17 protein-coding genes and 1 pseudogene are annotated in these 16,759 nt (G+C 45.2%); 5 read left to right on the forward strand and 13 right to left on the reverse strand.

All coding sequences use genetic code 11. From position 1 onward, the window contains the following. From OE749_RS11930 to OE749_RS11950, 5 genes and pseudogenes are all read left to right on the forward strand, one after another. Positions 1–389, forward strand: a pseudogene (locus OE749_RS11930) (hypothetical protein); the annotation flags it as partial. Then, positions 383–2,101 (forward strand): BatD family protein, encoded by a 1,719-nt coding sequence (locus OE749_RS11935; RefSeq protein WP_263712698.1) that lies wholly within the window; start codon positions 383–385, stop codon positions 2,099–2,101. The pseudogene OE749_RS11930 and the gene OE749_RS11935, both read left to right, overlap by 7 nt. A gap of 16 nt (positions 2,102–2,117) precedes the next feature. Continuing rightward, positions 2,118–3,974, forward strand: a complete 1,857-nt coding sequence (locus OE749_RS11940) for a DUF885 domain-containing protein (protein WP_263712699.1) — start codon at positions 2,118–2,120, stop codon at positions 3,972–3,974. 184 nt (positions 3,975–4,158) lie between these two features. Continuing rightward, a complete protein-coding gene (locus OE749_RS11945; protein ID WP_263712700.1) occupies positions 4,159–4,716 on the forward strand; it encodes a sigma-70 family RNA polymerase sigma factor in 558 nt (185 codons plus the stop codon). Beyond that, entirely contained in the window at positions 4,709–5,416 is a 708-nt protein-coding gene (locus tag OE749_RS11950; RefSeq protein WP_263712701.1) for a DUF3379 domain-containing protein, read from the forward strand. The genes OE749_RS11945 and OE749_RS11950 overlap by 8 nt, the downstream gene beginning before the upstream one ends. An 84-nt stretch (positions 5,417–5,500) precedes the next feature. Here the strand turns inward: OE749_RS11950 and flhB are convergent, their stop codons facing one another. From flhB to fliG, 13 genes are all read right to left on the reverse strand, one after another. Next, positions 5,501–6,625: a flagellar biosynthesis protein FlhB gene (gene flhB / locus OE749_RS11955; protein WP_263712702.1), complete on the reverse strand. Its 1,125-nt coding sequence runs from the start codon at positions 6,623–6,625 to the stop codon at positions 5,501–5,503. Between the two features lie 12 nt (positions 6,626–6,637). After that, on the reverse strand, positions 6,638–7,420 hold the full coding sequence (gene fliR / locus OE749_RS11960; RefSeq protein ID WP_263712703.1) for a flagellar biosynthetic protein FliR: 783 nt from the start codon (positions 7,418–7,420) through the stop codon (positions 6,638–6,640). Positions 7,421–7,423: 3 nt separating this feature from the next. After that, a complete protein-coding gene (gene fliQ / locus OE749_RS11965) occupies positions 7,424–7,693 on the reverse strand; it encodes a flagellar biosynthesis protein FliQ (RefSeq protein ID WP_263712704.1) in 270 nt (89 codons plus the stop codon). Between the two features lie 6 nt (positions 7,694–7,699). Continuing rightward, a complete protein-coding gene (gene fliP / locus OE749_RS11970; protein ID WP_404828176.1) occupies positions 7,700–8,434 on the reverse strand; it encodes a flagellar type III secretion system pore protein FliP in 735 nt (244 codons plus the stop codon). A gap of 11 nt (positions 8,435–8,445) precedes the next feature. Continuing rightward, the gene (fliO, locus tag OE749_RS11975) at positions 8,446–8,775 is read right to left on the reverse strand and encodes a flagellar biosynthetic protein FliO (protein ID WP_263712706.1); all 330 of its coding nucleotides are present in this window, start codon (positions 8,773–8,775) and stop codon (positions 8,446–8,448) included. 118 nt (positions 8,776–8,893) lie between these two features. Continuing rightward, the gene (fliN, locus tag OE749_RS11980; RefSeq protein ID WP_263712707.1) at positions 8,894–9,319 is read right to left on the reverse strand and encodes a flagellar motor switch protein FliN; all 426 of its coding nucleotides are present in this window, start codon (positions 9,317–9,319) and stop codon (positions 8,894–8,896) included. A gap of 47 nt (positions 9,320–9,366) precedes the next feature. Next, positions 9,367–10,425 (reverse strand): flagellar motor switch protein FliM, encoded by a 1,059-nt coding sequence (gene fliM, locus OE749_RS11985; RefSeq protein ID WP_263712708.1) that lies wholly within the window; start codon positions 10,423–10,425, stop codon positions 9,367–9,369. 20 nt (positions 10,426–10,445) lie between these two features. Beyond that, positions 10,446–10,967 carry a flagellar basal body-associated protein FliL gene (fliL, locus tag OE749_RS11990; RefSeq protein WP_263712709.1) on the reverse strand — a complete coding sequence of 174 codons (522 nt, stop codon included), beginning with the start codon at positions 10,965–10,967 and terminating at the stop codon, positions 10,446–10,448. A 77-nt stretch (positions 10,968–11,044) separates the two neighbouring features. Next, complete coding sequence (locus OE749_RS11995) at positions 11,045–13,045, reverse strand: flagellar hook-length control protein FliK (protein ID WP_263712710.1); 2,001 nt, start codon at positions 13,043–13,045, stop codon at positions 11,045–11,047. Between the two features lie 78 nt (positions 13,046–13,123). Then, on the reverse strand, positions 13,124–13,558 hold the full coding sequence (gene fliJ, locus OE749_RS12000; RefSeq protein WP_263712711.1) for a flagellar export protein FliJ: 435 nt from the start codon (positions 13,556–13,558) through the stop codon (positions 13,124–13,126). A gap of 15 nt (positions 13,559–13,573) precedes the next feature. Then, positions 13,574–14,905 carry a flagellar protein export ATPase FliI gene (gene fliI, locus OE749_RS12005; protein ID WP_318527880.1) on the reverse strand — a complete coding sequence of 444 codons (1,332 nt, stop codon included), beginning with the start codon at positions 14,903–14,905 and terminating at the stop codon, positions 13,574–13,576. Next, on the reverse strand, positions 14,902–15,690 hold the full coding sequence (gene fliH, locus OE749_RS12010) for a flagellar assembly protein FliH (RefSeq protein WP_263712712.1): 789 nt from the start codon (positions 15,688–15,690) through the stop codon (positions 14,902–14,904). Before fliH ends, fliI begins: the two co-directional genes overlap by 4 nt. A 15-nt stretch (positions 15,691–15,705) precedes the next feature. Then, complete coding sequence (gene fliG, locus OE749_RS12015) at positions 15,706–16,749, reverse strand: flagellar motor switch protein FliG (protein ID WP_263712713.1); 1,044 nt, start codon at positions 16,747–16,749, stop codon at positions 15,706–15,708. Positions 16,750–16,759: the final 10 nt, after the last annotated feature.

The following is a 16,759-nucleotide window of genomic DNA, read 5'->3' on the forward strand; positions in this document are numbered from 1 at the left end:
AACAGCAACAGCAACAGCAACAGCAACAGCAACAGCAACAGCAACAGCAACAGCAACAGCAACAGCAACAGCAACAGCAACAGCAACAGCAACAGCAACAGCAACAGCAACAGCAACAGCAACAGCAAGATGGTGATGGGGCTGATATTAAGACACAAGAAAAAAATCTAGAAAATCAGACCGACAAGGAGCAAGGTGAAGAAAACGAAAAACAAACCTCTGACGCCTCACCTATGTCAGAGGAAGAGAAAGAGGAGATGAGACGGATGCAGTCGATTTTACGTAAAGTACCTGATGATCCTGCTTTCTTATTAAAAAGAAAAATGGAATTAGAGTACCAAAGACGCCAACAAGAAAGATTGCCACCAAGAGAGACTGAAGAATGGTAGTGAATATAGCGAAATGGTTTCAACGCTTATTACTATTGAGCGCGCTTTTTATCCCTATGACAACTCTGGCTAACGTAACAGAAGTGATTGCCAGTGTTGATAAGAATCCCGTTATGGTAGATGAATCGTTCATCTTGACAGTCACGGCTAATGGAGATGCTGAGAGAAATGCATTTGACTCATCAATACTCATGCAAGACTTTATCGTAGGCCGCACTTCGATTAGCAGCCAAACTCGTATGGTTAATTTTAAAACAGATCGCTCTACAGTGTGGTCAACAGTACTTATCCCAAGAGGTACTGGGCAATTTACCATTCCTGCCATCGACATTGATGGAAAGCGCTCCAAGCCAATTCAACTTCTCGTTGTACCTAAAACCCACTCACAAGGGTCGGGCCAAAGAGATATCTATTTAGAAACCCATCTAAATAAGCACGAAGTGTATCTGCAGCAACAACTCACCTACACAGCGAAACTCTTCTTAGCTAAGGATATCACACGTGGCAGCTTAGACGCGCCTAAGTTAGACAGTGCCGAAATTAGGCAAGTAGGCAAAGATAAAGAATATAATGACATAATTAATGGCAAGCGCTACCGCATTATTGAACGCACCTTTGCCATTATTCCTCAAAAAAGCGGAGAGTTTTCGATCACAGGCCCTGTCTTTCAAGGAGAAGTGGTTGATAGCCGTAATCGAGGTTTTGGCTTTATTAACCCAACTACAACCGTTAACAGAATCGGAGACACACAAACAATTAATGTTATCCCAAAGCCAGATTCTTATTCGGGTAACTGGCTAGCGAGTGAATTCGTTGAGTTAACCGAAGAATGGCACCCTAGTACTGAAAGCGTAAATGAAGGCGACCCAATTACACGAACTATTAGCCTTACGGCTGTTGGTGTAGTTGACACTCAACTACCTGACCTTGACGTTGATTACCCAAGTTCAGTGAATACCTATCCGGATAAACCCTCGTCAACGACGGTGGAAAAAGATCAATCACTAATTGCGCAGAAAACATTTTCTACCGCAATTATTCCATCACAGCCGGGTACGTTAACTTTACCTGAAGTTCGGGTGCCGTGGTTTAACACTCGAACCAAACAAACGGAATATGCGATCCTTCCTGAAAAACGCATTAATGTCGAAGGTAATGCATCGGCTGTTACGCCCACCATCGAAACCACTCCCCTTCCCACTCGTTTCTCACAAGGGATGAGCGATAAGCAAGAAATAGTTCAAGATATCTCCCATAAGCAAAGTCAGCTTTCGATGAGATGGTGGTCTCACAGTAGTTCTATTTTAGTGGTAATGTGGTTAATTACTCTCTTAATGTGGTGGCGTCACGCCCATCGCATAACGCTAAACAAAACAGCCAGCCCCGACAGTCAAACGTTCGAAAGTAAGAAACAAGCATGGACAAAGCTAATGAAAAGCGTAGAAACAAAGCGCCCTGACGCTATACTCAACGCTTTACTCATATGGCTTAACGCCGTGACAGAACAAAATTTTGCATCACTCGTGATAGCGCAGCGTCACTTGAAAGATGAAAAACTCGACGCCCATATAAATGCATTGTATGAGTATTGTTATGGTTCAGCAGATAAAGATTGGTCTCCTGATACATTGCGCACAGATCTACATGCTTTAAGAAAGAAATTGACACAAGATAGAGCACAAACGCAAACACTAGCGCCACTCTATCAATAAAACAAAGGAACCCATTATGCGCTTAGCTCAACTTTTTCCCTTATCAGCCATTGCTCTGACACTTATGGCTTGTAGCCCGCAAGGTACAGATACTACGTCACAAACGTCTCAAGGAGCGCCAAGCACTAAAGAGGTCGAAGTCAGTCAACTTAATGAATCTGAGAGGCTTGCAGCTTTTTTCGACGACATGCATACTCAAGGGCTCAAACGCTCACCTATATCGCAGAGTTATCTTGGCCTAAAATGGGATTATGGCAAGTGGGATGACATCAGCGATGAGTTTCAAAACAAAACCAGAGAGTTAAACCTCACGCGTTTAGCGGCGTTAAATGAATTCGATAAAGAGCAGCTTAGCCAACAAGAATTGCTGAGCTTGGAAATTGCTAAATTGTCTCTGCAGCGCGCATTAACCAATGACGAATTCAGACATCACACTTACATCATGGATCAATTCAGAGCTTGGCACACAACAGTACCTAGCTTCCTGATTAATATCCACCGTGTTGAAGATAAATCAGATGCAGAAGCCTATATCTCGCGGCTTCAGGGTGTAAAGCCCCTGTTTTCACAAGTTATAGACCAACTGCGCGTGCGTGAAGAAATGGGCGTTTTTCCGCCTAAATGGTCCTACGATCAGATGATTCAAGCATCGAAAAACGTAATCTCCGACATTCCGTTTGAAGAAAGCACACAAGACTCCACAATTTGGGCAGATTTCAAAGAAAAAGTCGAAGCCTTATCATTAAGCAAGTCAGAGTCTCAAGATCTGCTAAACCGTGCTCGACTTGCACTTAATACACAAGTAAAACCTGCCTATGAAAGCCTTATTGCTGAACTAGAAGAACAACAAACGCTTACTCCCGCAGGAGATGGTGTATGGCGCTTGCCTGACGGCGATAAGTGGTATCAAAATAGATTGAACCATTTCACAACGACCGATTTGAATGCAGACCAAGTACATCAGTTAGGATTGGAAAACGTCAAGCGTATCCATACGCAAATGGAAGCGATAAAAGAGCAAGTTGGTTTTGATGGCTCACTTCAAGCCTTCTTTAAATTTATGCGTAACGATGAACAGTTCTATTATCCCAATACACAAGAAGGCCGCGACAAGTACTTAAAAGAGGCTATGGCGTATATAGACGAAATGGAAAAGCGTATTCCAGAGTTTTTCGGCCTGACCCCAAAAGCTCCTATGATAGTTAAACGTGTAGAAGCATTTAGGGAACAATCTGCGGGCAAGGCCTTTTACCAACGTCCATCGGCAGATGGCTCTCGCCCCGGTATTTATTACGCCAACCTATACGATATGAACTCGATGCCTACTTATCAAATGGAAGCGCTGGCGTATCATGAGGGAATACCAGGTCACCACATGCAGCTCGCAATTGCACAAGAATTAGAAGGGGTACCCGAATTCCAAAAATATGTGTCTTTTACAGCTTATTCTGAAGGCTGGGGCTTGTACACAGAAGAATTGGGCAAAGATATGGGATTCTATCAGGATCCATACTCTGACTTTGGCCGATTAGCGATGGAACTTTGGCGCGCATGCCGCTTGGTGGTTGATACGGGTATACATGCTAAACAATGGTCACGTGAAAAAGCGATCGATTATTTGGTAGAAAATACACCCAACTCTGAATACGACGCTACCAAAGCCATTGAGCGATACATTGCCATGCCAGGACAAGCTACCGCATACATGATTGGAAAGCTGAAAATCATGGAATTACGACAAGCAGCAAAAACCGAACTGGGCGATAAGTTTGACATTCGAGGTTTCCACGACGAAATTCTAAAAGACGGCCCTGTGCCTCTTAACATTTTGGAAGACAAAATTCAAAACTGGGTGAATTCACAGAAAGGTTAATCCTCTTTTTAGCACGGCATCAACGTTACCGTTGGTGCTGTGCTATCTCCATATATTTAGGTATCACGTTACACGGCAAACATCACCTTTTGCTACAATCTTGAATAGGACTGAAAAAGCTATTCAAAGCGATACTTAATCCTTATGCTTATCAAACAGTTAACTAAAATTGAGACATTGATGCATGTTTTCTCGAAATGAAAAAGTCCGAAGCGCGGTCTCTGAAGACATGGCAAATAAGCAAAAACGCTATGAAGCATTAGTACGCGCACTTCACGGCGATATATACAGATATGCGTACTGGCTAGTCAAAGACAAAGCAATCGCTGAAGATATTGTTCAGGAAACCTTCTTGCGCGCGTGGAAATCGTTAGACTCGCTGCAAGATGAAAAAGCAGCCAAGTCTTGGCTTATCACCATTTTACGGCGAGAGAATGCCCGCCGCTTTGAACGCAAACAATTCGATACCGTCGACATGGACGAGGTCGTTCTAGTTGATGACGCATTCTCGAATGAAACCCAAATTGAACATCGTGAACTTCGCAAACAGTTGTCGAATTTGAGCGAAGAGTATCGAGAACCACTCATGCTACAAATCTTATTTGGTTTCACTGGAGAAGAAATTGCCGAACAGTTAAACCTAAACAAAAATACCGTAATGACACGCCTTTTTAGAGCACGAAATCAACTAAAAGAGGCAATGGAGAAGGCAGATTTACAAAGGGGGCGCCAAAATGGATGATTTACAGTTCAGACGTACCATTTATGCAGACCCGAACACCACAAGTGACGAGGTCAAACAAGCTGCAAACCAAGATCCAAACAAACAGCGAAGCTGGGACGAAGTAAGAAATCTTGATAAAGCCATTCACGATGCGAGCCAGATAGAAATACCAGAAGGTTTAGCTGAAAGGTTGATATTAAAGCAGTCTTTCGAACAGCACCAGCAAACGAAAACAAAGCGTAACGCCGTGTTTGGTATCGCTGCATCAATTGTATTTGTGTTTGGTTTTAGTTTCATTCTCTGGCAGCAACAACCCGCCAACATCGCAGATCATGCCTTAGCTCATGTCTATCATGAGGCTGATGGCTATGCACTGAAAGTGAGTGATGATATCCCCATGGATGTAATCAATGCGCGTATATCTTCTATTGGTGCTAAATTTGCGTCAAATTTAGGCCGTGTATACTTTGCTAGCCACTGTTTTTTTGACAGTGTAAAAAGCTTTCATATGGTGGTTGACGGAGAGGAAGGGAAAGTCACAGTATTTGTTATTCCTAAAACCGAAGGAGATACAAGCAAGCGCTTTTTCAGCGATGATAACCTTCACGGTGAAATCATCGAATACCCAACAGCGCATTTGGTTATGGTGGCAGATAAAGGCCAGTCTTTTGATGAAGTTAAAAAACGCGTTGAAGAAAACATTCGTTTTTCAGCCTAAATTAGCAACCTTCCATTCGCAGAGAAGAAAGCGGGTTAACGCTTTCTCTCTGTGACATTTGTCGTTTAGGAAACATCAGGCGCGCTAATACCGCATGTCTGGCGGAATAGGCAAGTCTTTGCGAAGTGGAACAGGTCGCTTACCTTTCCCTTGCCTAAACGCTTTCAATTGATACACATAAGCAAGAACCTGTGCAACCGCCATAAACAGAGCCTCTGGAATTTCATGTTCTGGCTCCGTAGTATGAAAGATGGCACGCGCAAGTAACGGTGACTCAACAATTGGCACTTCGTGAGCGTTGGCGATTTTCCGGATATGCATAGCTAACTCGTCAGCGCCTTTTGCCACGAGAACCGGTGCTCTACTTCCATCTTCTTCATATTTTAAAGCAACAGAAAAGTGCGTGGGGTTGGTTACAACCACATCGGCTTTAGGCACTTCTTGCATCATGCGTTTAGCTGCGGCTTGATATTGTAGTCGGCGAATACGCCCTTTAACCTGCGGATCCCCTTCTGCATTTTTGCGCTCGTCTTTCACTTCCTGCTTGGTCATTTTTAATTCTTTGTTATGCTTATAGCTTTGATATGGCACATCAATAAGCGCGATGGGTATTAGCGCACAACACATAATTAAAAATGCCCAGCCGATTAAATCAAGTGCGTGAAAAATATTGCGAGGATATAGCTCCATATCCAAATGCAGAGCTTCATCCTGAAAAAATACCATTGCCAAGTAAGCCGCCCCAAGCACAACAAAGAACTTAGCGATCGCTTTGAGCAACTCAACTAATCCGTTCACGCCAAACATGCGTTTGAATCCGGCCAGTGGGCTCATTTTATTCCATTTGGGTTTGGCTGATTCCCACGTAAAGTTGTAGCCTCCTAGGGCTATGCTTCCGTAAATGCCTGCGATGGTGGCAATAATTAAATAGGTAAGAACTGGAATGCTAATCGCATCAAACGCGAATCCCCAAGCCTGAAACATATGGGTGTAGTCATAGGTTTCATCACGAGATAGCGTAAATGTTCGGCGCATCACTTCAAATAACGCTTCCGCGATATAGCCACCGAATAATAAAAAAGCAACGGCGCTACCGATAAGCACTAAAGTAGTTGATAACTCTCTCGAACGAGCAATTTGGCCTTTATTCCTCGCCTGTTCGAGTTTCTTGGCCGTGGGTTCTTCCGTTTTATCATGTGCATCTGCCATCAGACCACTCCTTTAAACGGGGCACACATAAAGCAATTCGCACATGAATTGCAAGGCCCTAGACCACTGATTTTCGAAGTGGTCCGTAAAGTTAGACATCGTCAGCCATATAATTACCAACCCCATGATTTGTGCGATTGAAAAGCCGATACTGAAAATATTCAATTGAGGCGCTGCCTTAGTCATTACACCAAATGCTAGATTCACGATTAACAGCGAAACGATTGGGGCCAGAGACAACGTGAGTGCCGCGACAAACATCCAACTTCCCCACTCAGCTATGTCCATAAATCGCTGAGGTTCCCACCATGCGGAGCCAATCGGGAACGCCTCAAAGCTCATCACAATCATTCGAATCATAGACAAATGACCGTCAAATGCCCAAAACAGTAACGTGGCGAGAATCAAGTAAAACTGCCCCACGGCAGGAACATTAATTCCATTCACCGGATCCACAATAGACGCAAATCCCAATCCAGTTTGCATCGCTACCACTTGCCCTGCCAAAACAAACGTATTCAGTACCATGGTTGAGACAAAGCCAATCGCTATGCCGATTACCAGCTGCTGAATGACTAACACAAATGTACCCGCATCAAACATTTCGGGGACTGGAACAGGCGGCACAACAGGCATAATAACTAGCGTCAGCAGCAGGGTCAGCAAGGCTCTTACTGGTGTCGGCACGGTTTTGGCGCTAATGCCTACCATGGCGGCAAACATACCGGATATACGCATAAATGGCAGCATCATGTCTGCCATAAAGCGGGTAATCGTGTCTAGCGCAAATTCCATGAATTATCCAACTACCTCTGGAATTCGCTCCACCATAGAGAAGGTGAAATCCATTAACTTTTGCACGAGCCAATGCCCCCCCCAACTCAACGCTAATAAGGTGACAATTAATCTGGGCAAGAAACTCATGGTTTGTTCGTTAATAGAGGTAGCAGCTTGAAACACGGCAACAATTAATCCGACAAACAAGCTCGGCAATATTATTGCCGATACTAATAGAATCACCATGTTGAGGGATTCTTTTAGTATTTCAACAAAAACCTCTGGGCTCATATTCGATTACCCCATTCCAAAACTGTTTGCTAACGTGCCAAAAATCAAATTCCAGCCGTCCACGAGAACAAACAACATTAATTTAAACGGTAATGAGACGATCATCGGGGACAGCATCATCATCCCCATCGCCATCAAGATAGATGCCACAACCAAGTCGAGAATTAAGAAAGGAATAAACAGCATAAATCCGATTTGGAATGCCGTTTTTAGTTCACTGGTAACAAATGCCGGAATCAACACATTCATCGGCACATCCTCTGGCGCAGTCACCTGATCCTGATATCCCCCCAACTCAACAAATGTTTCTAAATCTCTTACTCGGGTTTGTGACAGCATGAACGCCTTCATAGGTTGTTTCGCTCGCTCATAGGCTTCTTTCGACGTAATCTCTTCACTCAGGTAAGGCTGCAATGCTGTTTGATTAATTTGCTCGAATACCGGTGCCATGATGAACATAGACAAAAAGAGTGCAATTCCAATCAAAATTTGATTCGACGGCGACTGCTGTAACCCTATTGCTTGACGAAGAATAGATAGCACGATAATGATGCGCGTAAATGATGTCATCATCATAATGAAGGCAGGAATTAAGCTCAGCGCTGTCATGATCGCCAACACTTGTAGCGTCATGGTATAGTCTTCACTGCCATCAGGATTGGTGGTCACCGTTAATGCTTGAATGCCGGGCGATGCGAATACCTCTGTAGGAGCCAAAAAGATGACACTCAACCCCATCATTAACCAATACTTCATGATGTGCCCTCTTTTTTGGTCTGAAGGCTAGATTGGATTTTGCCTGCCAGTGCTTGTGTTAGTTTATCTTTAAACGGATGCGGCTCCGTCTGTTGCGACGGCGAAGTCAGTGGTGTGTCTAACTTGCTCAGGTGGTTGATATTTTGACCAGTAACGCCAATCAAATGCTGTTCATCACCTACTTGCAATACAACAACACGCTCTTTCGTCCCCATCGTCATTGATGCCACAACCTTCATTTGCCCTTGCCCAGCTTGTGCCACATTAAAGCGACGCATTATTGACGCCAACATAAAAACAACGGCGATCACCACCAGCAAAGACATAAAAATTGACACCACAGACGTGGGATTAGACAGGCTTTTTGTTTCTGCACAAGCCTGAAAAGAAAGGACAAAAAGGGCTACAAATAAGCTGTAACCCTTTAATTTATTTAAGGTTTTATTACCTAAGCTTTTTAATTCTCTCGATTTGACTAATAACATCCGTTAACCGAATACCAAATTTATCGTTGACCACTACTACTTCTCCATGAGCAATCAACGTGCCATTTACTAAAACATCTAATGGCTCACCGGCAACTCGGTCTAATTCAACCACGGATCCTTGGTTCAATTGAAGCAAATTACGAATGCTAATTTGGCTACGACCGACTTCCATCGAAATCGTAACGGGAATGTCTAAAATCGTATCTAGTTTGCGCTGTTCATCTTCGGTGATAGGCCTGTCTTCTTGGAGTTCGTCCAGTTCAGCCACTTGCACGTCAAGCTCACTGGCCCCCATATCAGGCCCCTCTTCACCCTCGCCTTCTGCATCAGCCTGCTCAGCCATGGCCGCAGCCCAATCATCCATAGAATCATCTTCACTCATACTCTTTACCTCGTATAGTCATTGCAAGCTCGAAGATTGTGAGCACGTTACAAATCCTCTCCTAACACTTGCAAATCTGCATCGCTGTCTATCCGACGGCCCCCTTTCGTTAATAACTGAAGCTCTGACTTCACTGAAGTAGGTCGTGGGATTTTCTCTGTAATTTTTAACGCGACATTGTCTCGCGAACGTCCTAGTTTTGCCCTGAAGGTAGGTAAATCCTCTATCAGCACAGTAATATGCTCAGGCATTTCAATGGGAATGATATCGCCCGCTTTGAGTTCCATGATTTCCTGAAGACTCAAATCAACATCCATCATGTGCGTAGTGAGTTCCACATTCACATCTAAAATTTCGTCTCGTAACGCTTTACTCCAACGTAAATCCGTATCCTCTTTATCGCTTTGTACACCCGCATCAAGCAACTCACGAATCGGCTCCAACATGGAATAAGGAAGTGACACGTGAAAATCCCCGCCGCCACCGTCTAATTCAATATGGAACGAGCTGATCACCACCACCTCTGTGGGGCTGACGATATTGGCCATCGCTGGATTCACTTCCGAGTCCAAATACTCAAAAGAGACATCCATAACAGGCGCCCAAGCCTCTTTATAGTCCTCAAAAATAAGCTTCAACAACATCTGGATAATACGGCGCTCTGTTGGCGTAAATTCACGTCCCTCAATTTTTGCATGGTAGCGTCCATCTCCACCAAAGAAGTTGTCAACCAGAATAAACACCAATCGGGCTTCCATGGTGATAAGCCCCGTACCTTTGAGCGGGCGGAAGCGCACCATGTTTAAACTTGTAGGGACGAAGAGTGTATGGATATACTCGCCGAACTTAATCATCTGAATACCGTTAATCGACACCTCAGCCGAACGGCGCATCATGTTAAATAGACTGATCCGCATATGCCGCGCGAAGCGTTCGTTAACGATTTCCAATGTAGGCATGCGCCCACGAACAATACGATCCTGAGACGAGAAATCATATTCCAGCGCATCACCGTCATCTTCAATCGATTCGGTATCTTCTTCCTCAACGTCATCGACGCCATGCAATAGCGCATCAATTTCGTCTTGTGATAATAAATCGCTCAATGTTTCTCTCGCCTAACGTTCTACTGCATGACAAAGCCTGTGAATAACACCTGCTCTACCACCTGATTACCTGTAATGTCTTGCAATGCTGTCTGAACATCACGTACAGCCTGATCACGAAGCGCCACTTTGCCTGCTTCCGTCACCAAATCGTCTGCATTCGCAGTGCTAAATACTTTTAGTAACGTGCCTTCTATCATCGGAATGTGCATTTTAGCCGTTTCTTCGTTATCGGTGCCTCGCACCATCAACTGAACTTTTATCTGCACAAGCCTGTCTCGTCCTGCACCCGGCACATTAAAGACAAATGGTCGAGGCATCGCTACATACAATGCGCTTCCCACCTTTGCACCAGAGGATTGCGCCTCGCCTTCCGCTTGCTCAGCAACCACTTCCTCTCCCTCTACGGCAGGCTCATCGTCTCCGCCTAGTAGAAAGAACGCAGCAGCCCCCCCGATTATTAAAACGGCAGCAACAATGATAATAATCATCATTTTGCCCTTTTTGCCGCCTTCTTCCATTTGTAATTCTTCTTCAGCCATAGCTCTTCTCAATATTGTGATGGATTGCTGACATTATCAGCCTAAATGGAAAATTCGCAATCTATTCACCATTATAGTTACACAAAATAATCTATTCCGCCCACACGGCCTCTAGTAACTGGCTGTTCTGTCACCATTTCGTTGTTTTCTTCGTCAGATGCGCCATCACCGTTGCTTCCACCTGCAAGTTCTGTGTCATCGTCTGACGATTGACTCTCTTGCTCGACAGATGACTGGCCCAACTCAATGCCTTGTTCCTCTAATAGCTCTTTTAAGCGAGGTGTATTGTGTTCAATCGCCTCTCTGGCAGCTTGTGATTGAACAACAAAATTGACACTGGCAGCTTCACCACTCATATTAATTCGAATTTTCATACTACCAAGTTCGGGTGGATCGAGGCGTATATCGGCCTGCATATTATTTTGATTCACCATAAACCGAACTTTCTCCACCAACTGTTGTTGGCCTTCAGGCTTCAAAATATTGACGGGCTTATCGGTTTGTTGTGCTTGTTGTTTGGCCTGTTCGATCTGACTCGTAACTACTGCCTCTTTCGTCGCAACCTTATCAACTGTATTCAAGGTATTTAGCGGTGTTTGCTGAGTCGCATGGTGACTTTCTAGCTGTCTTGCAACCAATGTTGCTGCTTCACTCGCGCGCATTAGACTTGCCGCGAGTTGCGCACTTTGCTCTGCGATAACATCTTCGGCCATATTAGGCTGAATCGTCTGTAACGCGCTGGTCATCGCGTTAGTTATCGTCTGTGACGTCACGTCAGCGCCGCTTGATTTCGCGTCCTTCAACATGGCTTTCAATGCGTCAACGAAGTGTTGCTTGTCTTGCTTAGACAATTGAGAAATGAGATTAAGTTCCTTAGCTGCGACATCCACCGTGTTTTCACCTTGTTTTACACTGGCTTCAATATTGTCTACTAGCTTAGTCAGTATATGCGTTTGCTCTTTGTCACTTAACGTAGTGAGAAAAGAGAGATCAATCCCCTTTTCTCCAAATGTTCCTTCTACCGCCGTATCTTCAGGCTTTCTTGCCTCAGAGGCCGTGTCTGAATGGCGTAATTGGGCCGCCAACAAAGCGGCTATCAATGCGGCATCAGGTTCGTCGGCATTGGCCTCTCCATTACCGTTACTGTCATCCGCAAGTTGCTCGCGTAAGCGTTCAATCAACGATGTGAGTGTTTCCATTTGCTCTTCAACATCAACGTCAAAATCAGTCGATGTGTCTTGCTTTCCTAGTTGTTCTACCAGGCCCAAGAGCTTATCTAGCATATCGCCAATATCAGAGTCTCCTTCAACGGATTCCTCAGTTCCCTCTTCGGCAAATGAGGCAGCCAGATTTGCTAAAAACACATCGTTTGCGTCACTCTCTGACTCTTCATTAGACAGTTCATCAGTATTAGTTTTCGAGCCCCCCTCTTCTGAAAGGCTTGCTGCGCGTTGCTGAGCTTGCTGAAGTAACGCCAACCAATCAATATCTTGCTGCGCATTGATTGTCTCTTCCAAGTTGGAAGCAACGTCATTTAACACATCATCATTCTCTTGTGTTGTACCATCAACTGACTCACCGTCTTTGTTGGCATCGGCAGCTTCAGTATTCTCAGCCCCTGCACTCACTTCAGAGGCTGGCTCTTCTTGTTCAGATTGGGACTCCTGCTCCGTAGCGCTATCTTGTTCTGATGCATTTTTGTCTTCATTTTCTATTGACGAAGCATGCTCAGCATCTTTATCTGAACTGACGTCTTGCTGCTTTCGTTCAGATGTACCATCAGAAGATTCTGCATGGCGAGATGTGGTGTTCTGACGAGGCTCTTCCACCCGCTCTTGGCTATCGGCACGCGACGGCTCAGGCACAGGTTCAGCCTTACCGGCTTGCTTATCATCGTGCATTCGGCGCGACTGTTCAGGCGCGGTCACGGGTTTAACTGGCTGCGCATAATGCCGATTATTCTCTTCCAGCATTTGCCTAAAGTAGTCAGGGTTTTGCGAGTCACGTGAAGAAGACGAATGCTCTTGCGTACCAATAACGGCAAGCTTTGTCGATGTAGTGGCAATGTGTTGCATCATATCCGCGTTCCAACATCAAAAATTAGGGTTACGGGTTAATCTCAGCAAAGAGTGTTCCAACTTTCACCAAAACGAAAATTAGCGCCGTACGTAGCGCTGTGTTGCCAGCTCATCCAGCAACTGTTGTTCTTGTCGCGCTTCTAAAGCCGCTTTCTGAGCCCGCTTCTTATCCAGTAATAGCTCGACTGCTTTACGCTTTTGTTGTTGTTTCAACCATTGCGTTTTACGTTGTTCTGCCACCATTTTTGCTTGGCTAACTGCATGCATTTGTTGCTCGCACGCAGTATCTAGCTTTGCAACAAAAGCCAATTGCTGATTAAGATTTCTGGCATTCAACCCTTGTTGTGCTTTTTCACGAGACTGACGCATATAATCTAAACGATATACCTCAAGCTGGGAGAGACGTTGTCGCTGCAAGTCAGCATGTTGCTGTGCCAAGCGAAAATCTTGTGCGGCTTTATCTTCTTTTTCCTGTTCCCACTGCGCCACGCGCTCTAATTGCTTATCAGCCATCGTTTGTGCCCCTTATTAACCCGGCCCAAGGCCTGTCGCCAGCTTCACCATCGCTTCAAGACTCTCATCATATGGGATCACTTGCTTCATGCCTTGTTGAAGAAATGCATTAATCGCAGGTTCTGCCGCAATAGACAAATCAATTCGCGGGTCTGTTCCTTTGTTGTAAGCCCCAATGCTAATGAGATCTCGGTTTTGCTGATAAGTAGAATACACTTGTCGAATACGTCGGCTGCCTTGTAAGTGTTCATCACTCACGACCATCGGCATAACGCGGCTAATCGACGCTTCAATATCAATAGCAGGATAGTGTCCTGACTCAGCCAAACGACGAGAAAGCACAATATGTCCATCAAGAATCGCGCGTGCAGAATCAGCAATCGGGTCTTGTAAATCATCCCCTTCAGTCAGCACCGTGTAAAATGCAGTAATAGAGCCTTGATTTTCAGCCCCATTTCCGGCTCTTTCAACCAAGGCGGGAAGACGTGCAAATACCGAAGGTGGATAACCTTTAGTAGCAGGAGGCTCACCGACGGCCAATGCAATCTCACGCTGTGCCATAGCGTAACGAGTCAAAGAGTCGATAAGCAGCAAAACATTCATACCCTGATCACGAAAATATTCGGCAATGCTCACAGCCGTCTCACAGCCTTTCAATCGCATAAGCGGTGATGTATCAGCGGGTGCCGCCACAACGACTGATTTCTGACGCTCTTCGTCTCCCAAAATATCGTGAATAAACTCTTTTACTTCTCGACCACGTTCGCCCACTAACCCAACGACAACAACATCGGCTACCGTTCCTCGTGTCATCATTCCCAATAAAACGCTTTTCCCTACACCACTGCCAGCAAACAATCCCATACGCTGGCCTGAGCCTACGGTAATCATGGCATTAATTGCACGTACTCCCACATCTAGAGGAGTCGTTATGGGTTTACGAATAAGTGGATTCATTGCTGGGCGTGTAAACGGAACGCGTTTTTCGGTTTTAATTGGCCCTAAGCCATCAAGAGGAACACCGTTACCGTCAACCACTCGCCCTAGTAGTTCCATGCCGACAGGCAACCCTTGCTCACGATTAAGAGGTTGTACGCGCGAACCTGGCACTATGCCACGCACAGCTTCGGTAGGCATTAAGTAAGTGATGTTTTCCGCAAAGCCGACCACTTCAGCTTCAATCGCGCCATCGATAGTCTGCACTAAACATTGGCTACCAACAGGAAGTTGACAGCCTACGGCTTCGAGCGTGAGCCCAATGCCGCGCACCAGTTTTCCAGCGGCAACAGTAGGAGGTTCTGGAATTTGCGAGCGAAGCGCTTTTATTTCATCCAACAGTGTCGTCACGCATCACCTTCATTCTCTGATAAACCTTGCTGTAGCAAAAATGTATCTAATACTTCGCGTGTACGTCGTTCAATCGACACATCTACCGCATTGCTGTCGGTCGTAATATCGCATCCGCCGCGACTCATCTGTGGCGCTTCGACAAAAACCCAATTGTGCTGTTGGATTTCTTCATCAGAAAAGTGCGCTTTTATCAAAGCGATATCGTCAGGGTTTACGTGAATTTGGTATTTTGACTCTTGAATGGGCAGCACTTTTAACCCCTCACTCAATGCCTGAAAGATAATGTCATTATTCGTTTTCACTTCTGAACGAATAACCGCCTTGGCTAAGCTGGTTGCTAGTTTAACCAGCTCTTCTTTTAACGCGTCATCTACTTGTTTGATGGGTTCGTGTAGATGCTCCATTAAGCCTTTCCAAACATCCAGTTGGGTCGCAATCTCTTCTTGCGCTTGTGCTAACCCTTCTTGGTATCCTTGCTCTTTGCCTGCTGCATGGCCTTCTTCCAATCCCTTCGCACGCCCTTCTTCCAGCCCTTGAGCTAACCCTTCTTGCTGCCCTTGTTCGAATCCGTCTTGATGTGCTGCAGTGCGGATGGCTTCTATTTCTTCTGCTGTAGGAGGTAGAATTTCTTCCTCTTCTTCGGGCGGCTCATACTTCCATGTACTGCGTTTATTAAAGGCATTGGTTTTTGAATCATCAACTTTTTTGTCGTCTTCAACAAATGGCAGTTCCCACGATTGCGCCTGCGCGGCTTCATCAGAGGGTAATGTTGGCTTACTCACACTCATGACATCCTACTACAAGAATTCTTCGCCACCGCCGCCGCCAAGCATAATTTCACCAGCATCAGCAAGGCGTCTGGCAACAGACAAAATTTCTTTTTGTGCGGTTTCAACTTCACTGATACGCACAGGCCCCAGAGCCTCGAGATCATCAAGCAACATTTCTGCCGCACGTTTAGACATGTTCTTCGTAATCTTATCTTTAAGCTCGTCGTCAGCCCCTTTGATCGCTTTGAGCAGTGAATCTTGCTGCACTTCGCGTAAAATAGCTTGAATGGCTCTGTCATCAACGTCCGTCAAGTTATCAAAGACAAACATGAGATCTTGAATTTGCTGACTCATTTCCTCGTCTTGCTCGCGAATTGCATCCATTAACTGGCCTTCCACGTTAGTATCTAGGTAGTTCATGATATCCGCAGCGGCTTTAAGACCGCCCATCTTCGCGGCCTGCGTGCCAGCTTGACCGGCAAATTGTTTCTCCATGATTTCGTTTAGCTCCTGTAAGGCTGCGGGTTGAACTTCTTCCAAGTTGGCCACACGCATCATTAAATCGAGGCGTACTTTTTCAGGGAATTGCGATAGTATTTCGGCAGATTGTTCAGGCTCTAAGTAAGACATAACAATCGTTTGAATCTGCGGGTGCTCATTTCGAATGATGCTAGCAACTTGCTTCGAATCCATCCATTTAAGTGAATCCAATCCTTTCGCACCACTTCCCATCAGAATTTGGTCGATCAGGTTGGCGGCTTTATCTTCACCTAACGCAGCCGTTAATGCACGTCTTACAAAGTCTTGGCTCTGGAAGCCAATCGTACTGTAATTTTGAATCTCTTCAATGAAGTGCTTATGTACCGCCGTAATTTTGGCTTGTGTCATGTCCTCGACCTGCGCCATTGCAGTTCCGAGCTTTTGCACTTGCTTTGGCTCAAGGTGTTTAAGAATTTGCGCCGCATCTTCTTCTGACAAACTCAAAAGTAAAATCGCCGCTTTTTCTACCCCTTCTAACTTACTTACATCATAGGAGGATTCAGCTTGTGCTTCTTGTAATTCTTCAGCCATGGTCTCTATT

Source organism: Fluctibacter corallii (assembly GCF_025751585.1).
GTDB classification, from domain to species: domain Bacteria; phylum Pseudomonadota; class Gammaproteobacteria; order Enterobacterales; family Alteromonadaceae; genus Fluctibacter_A; species Fluctibacter_A corallii.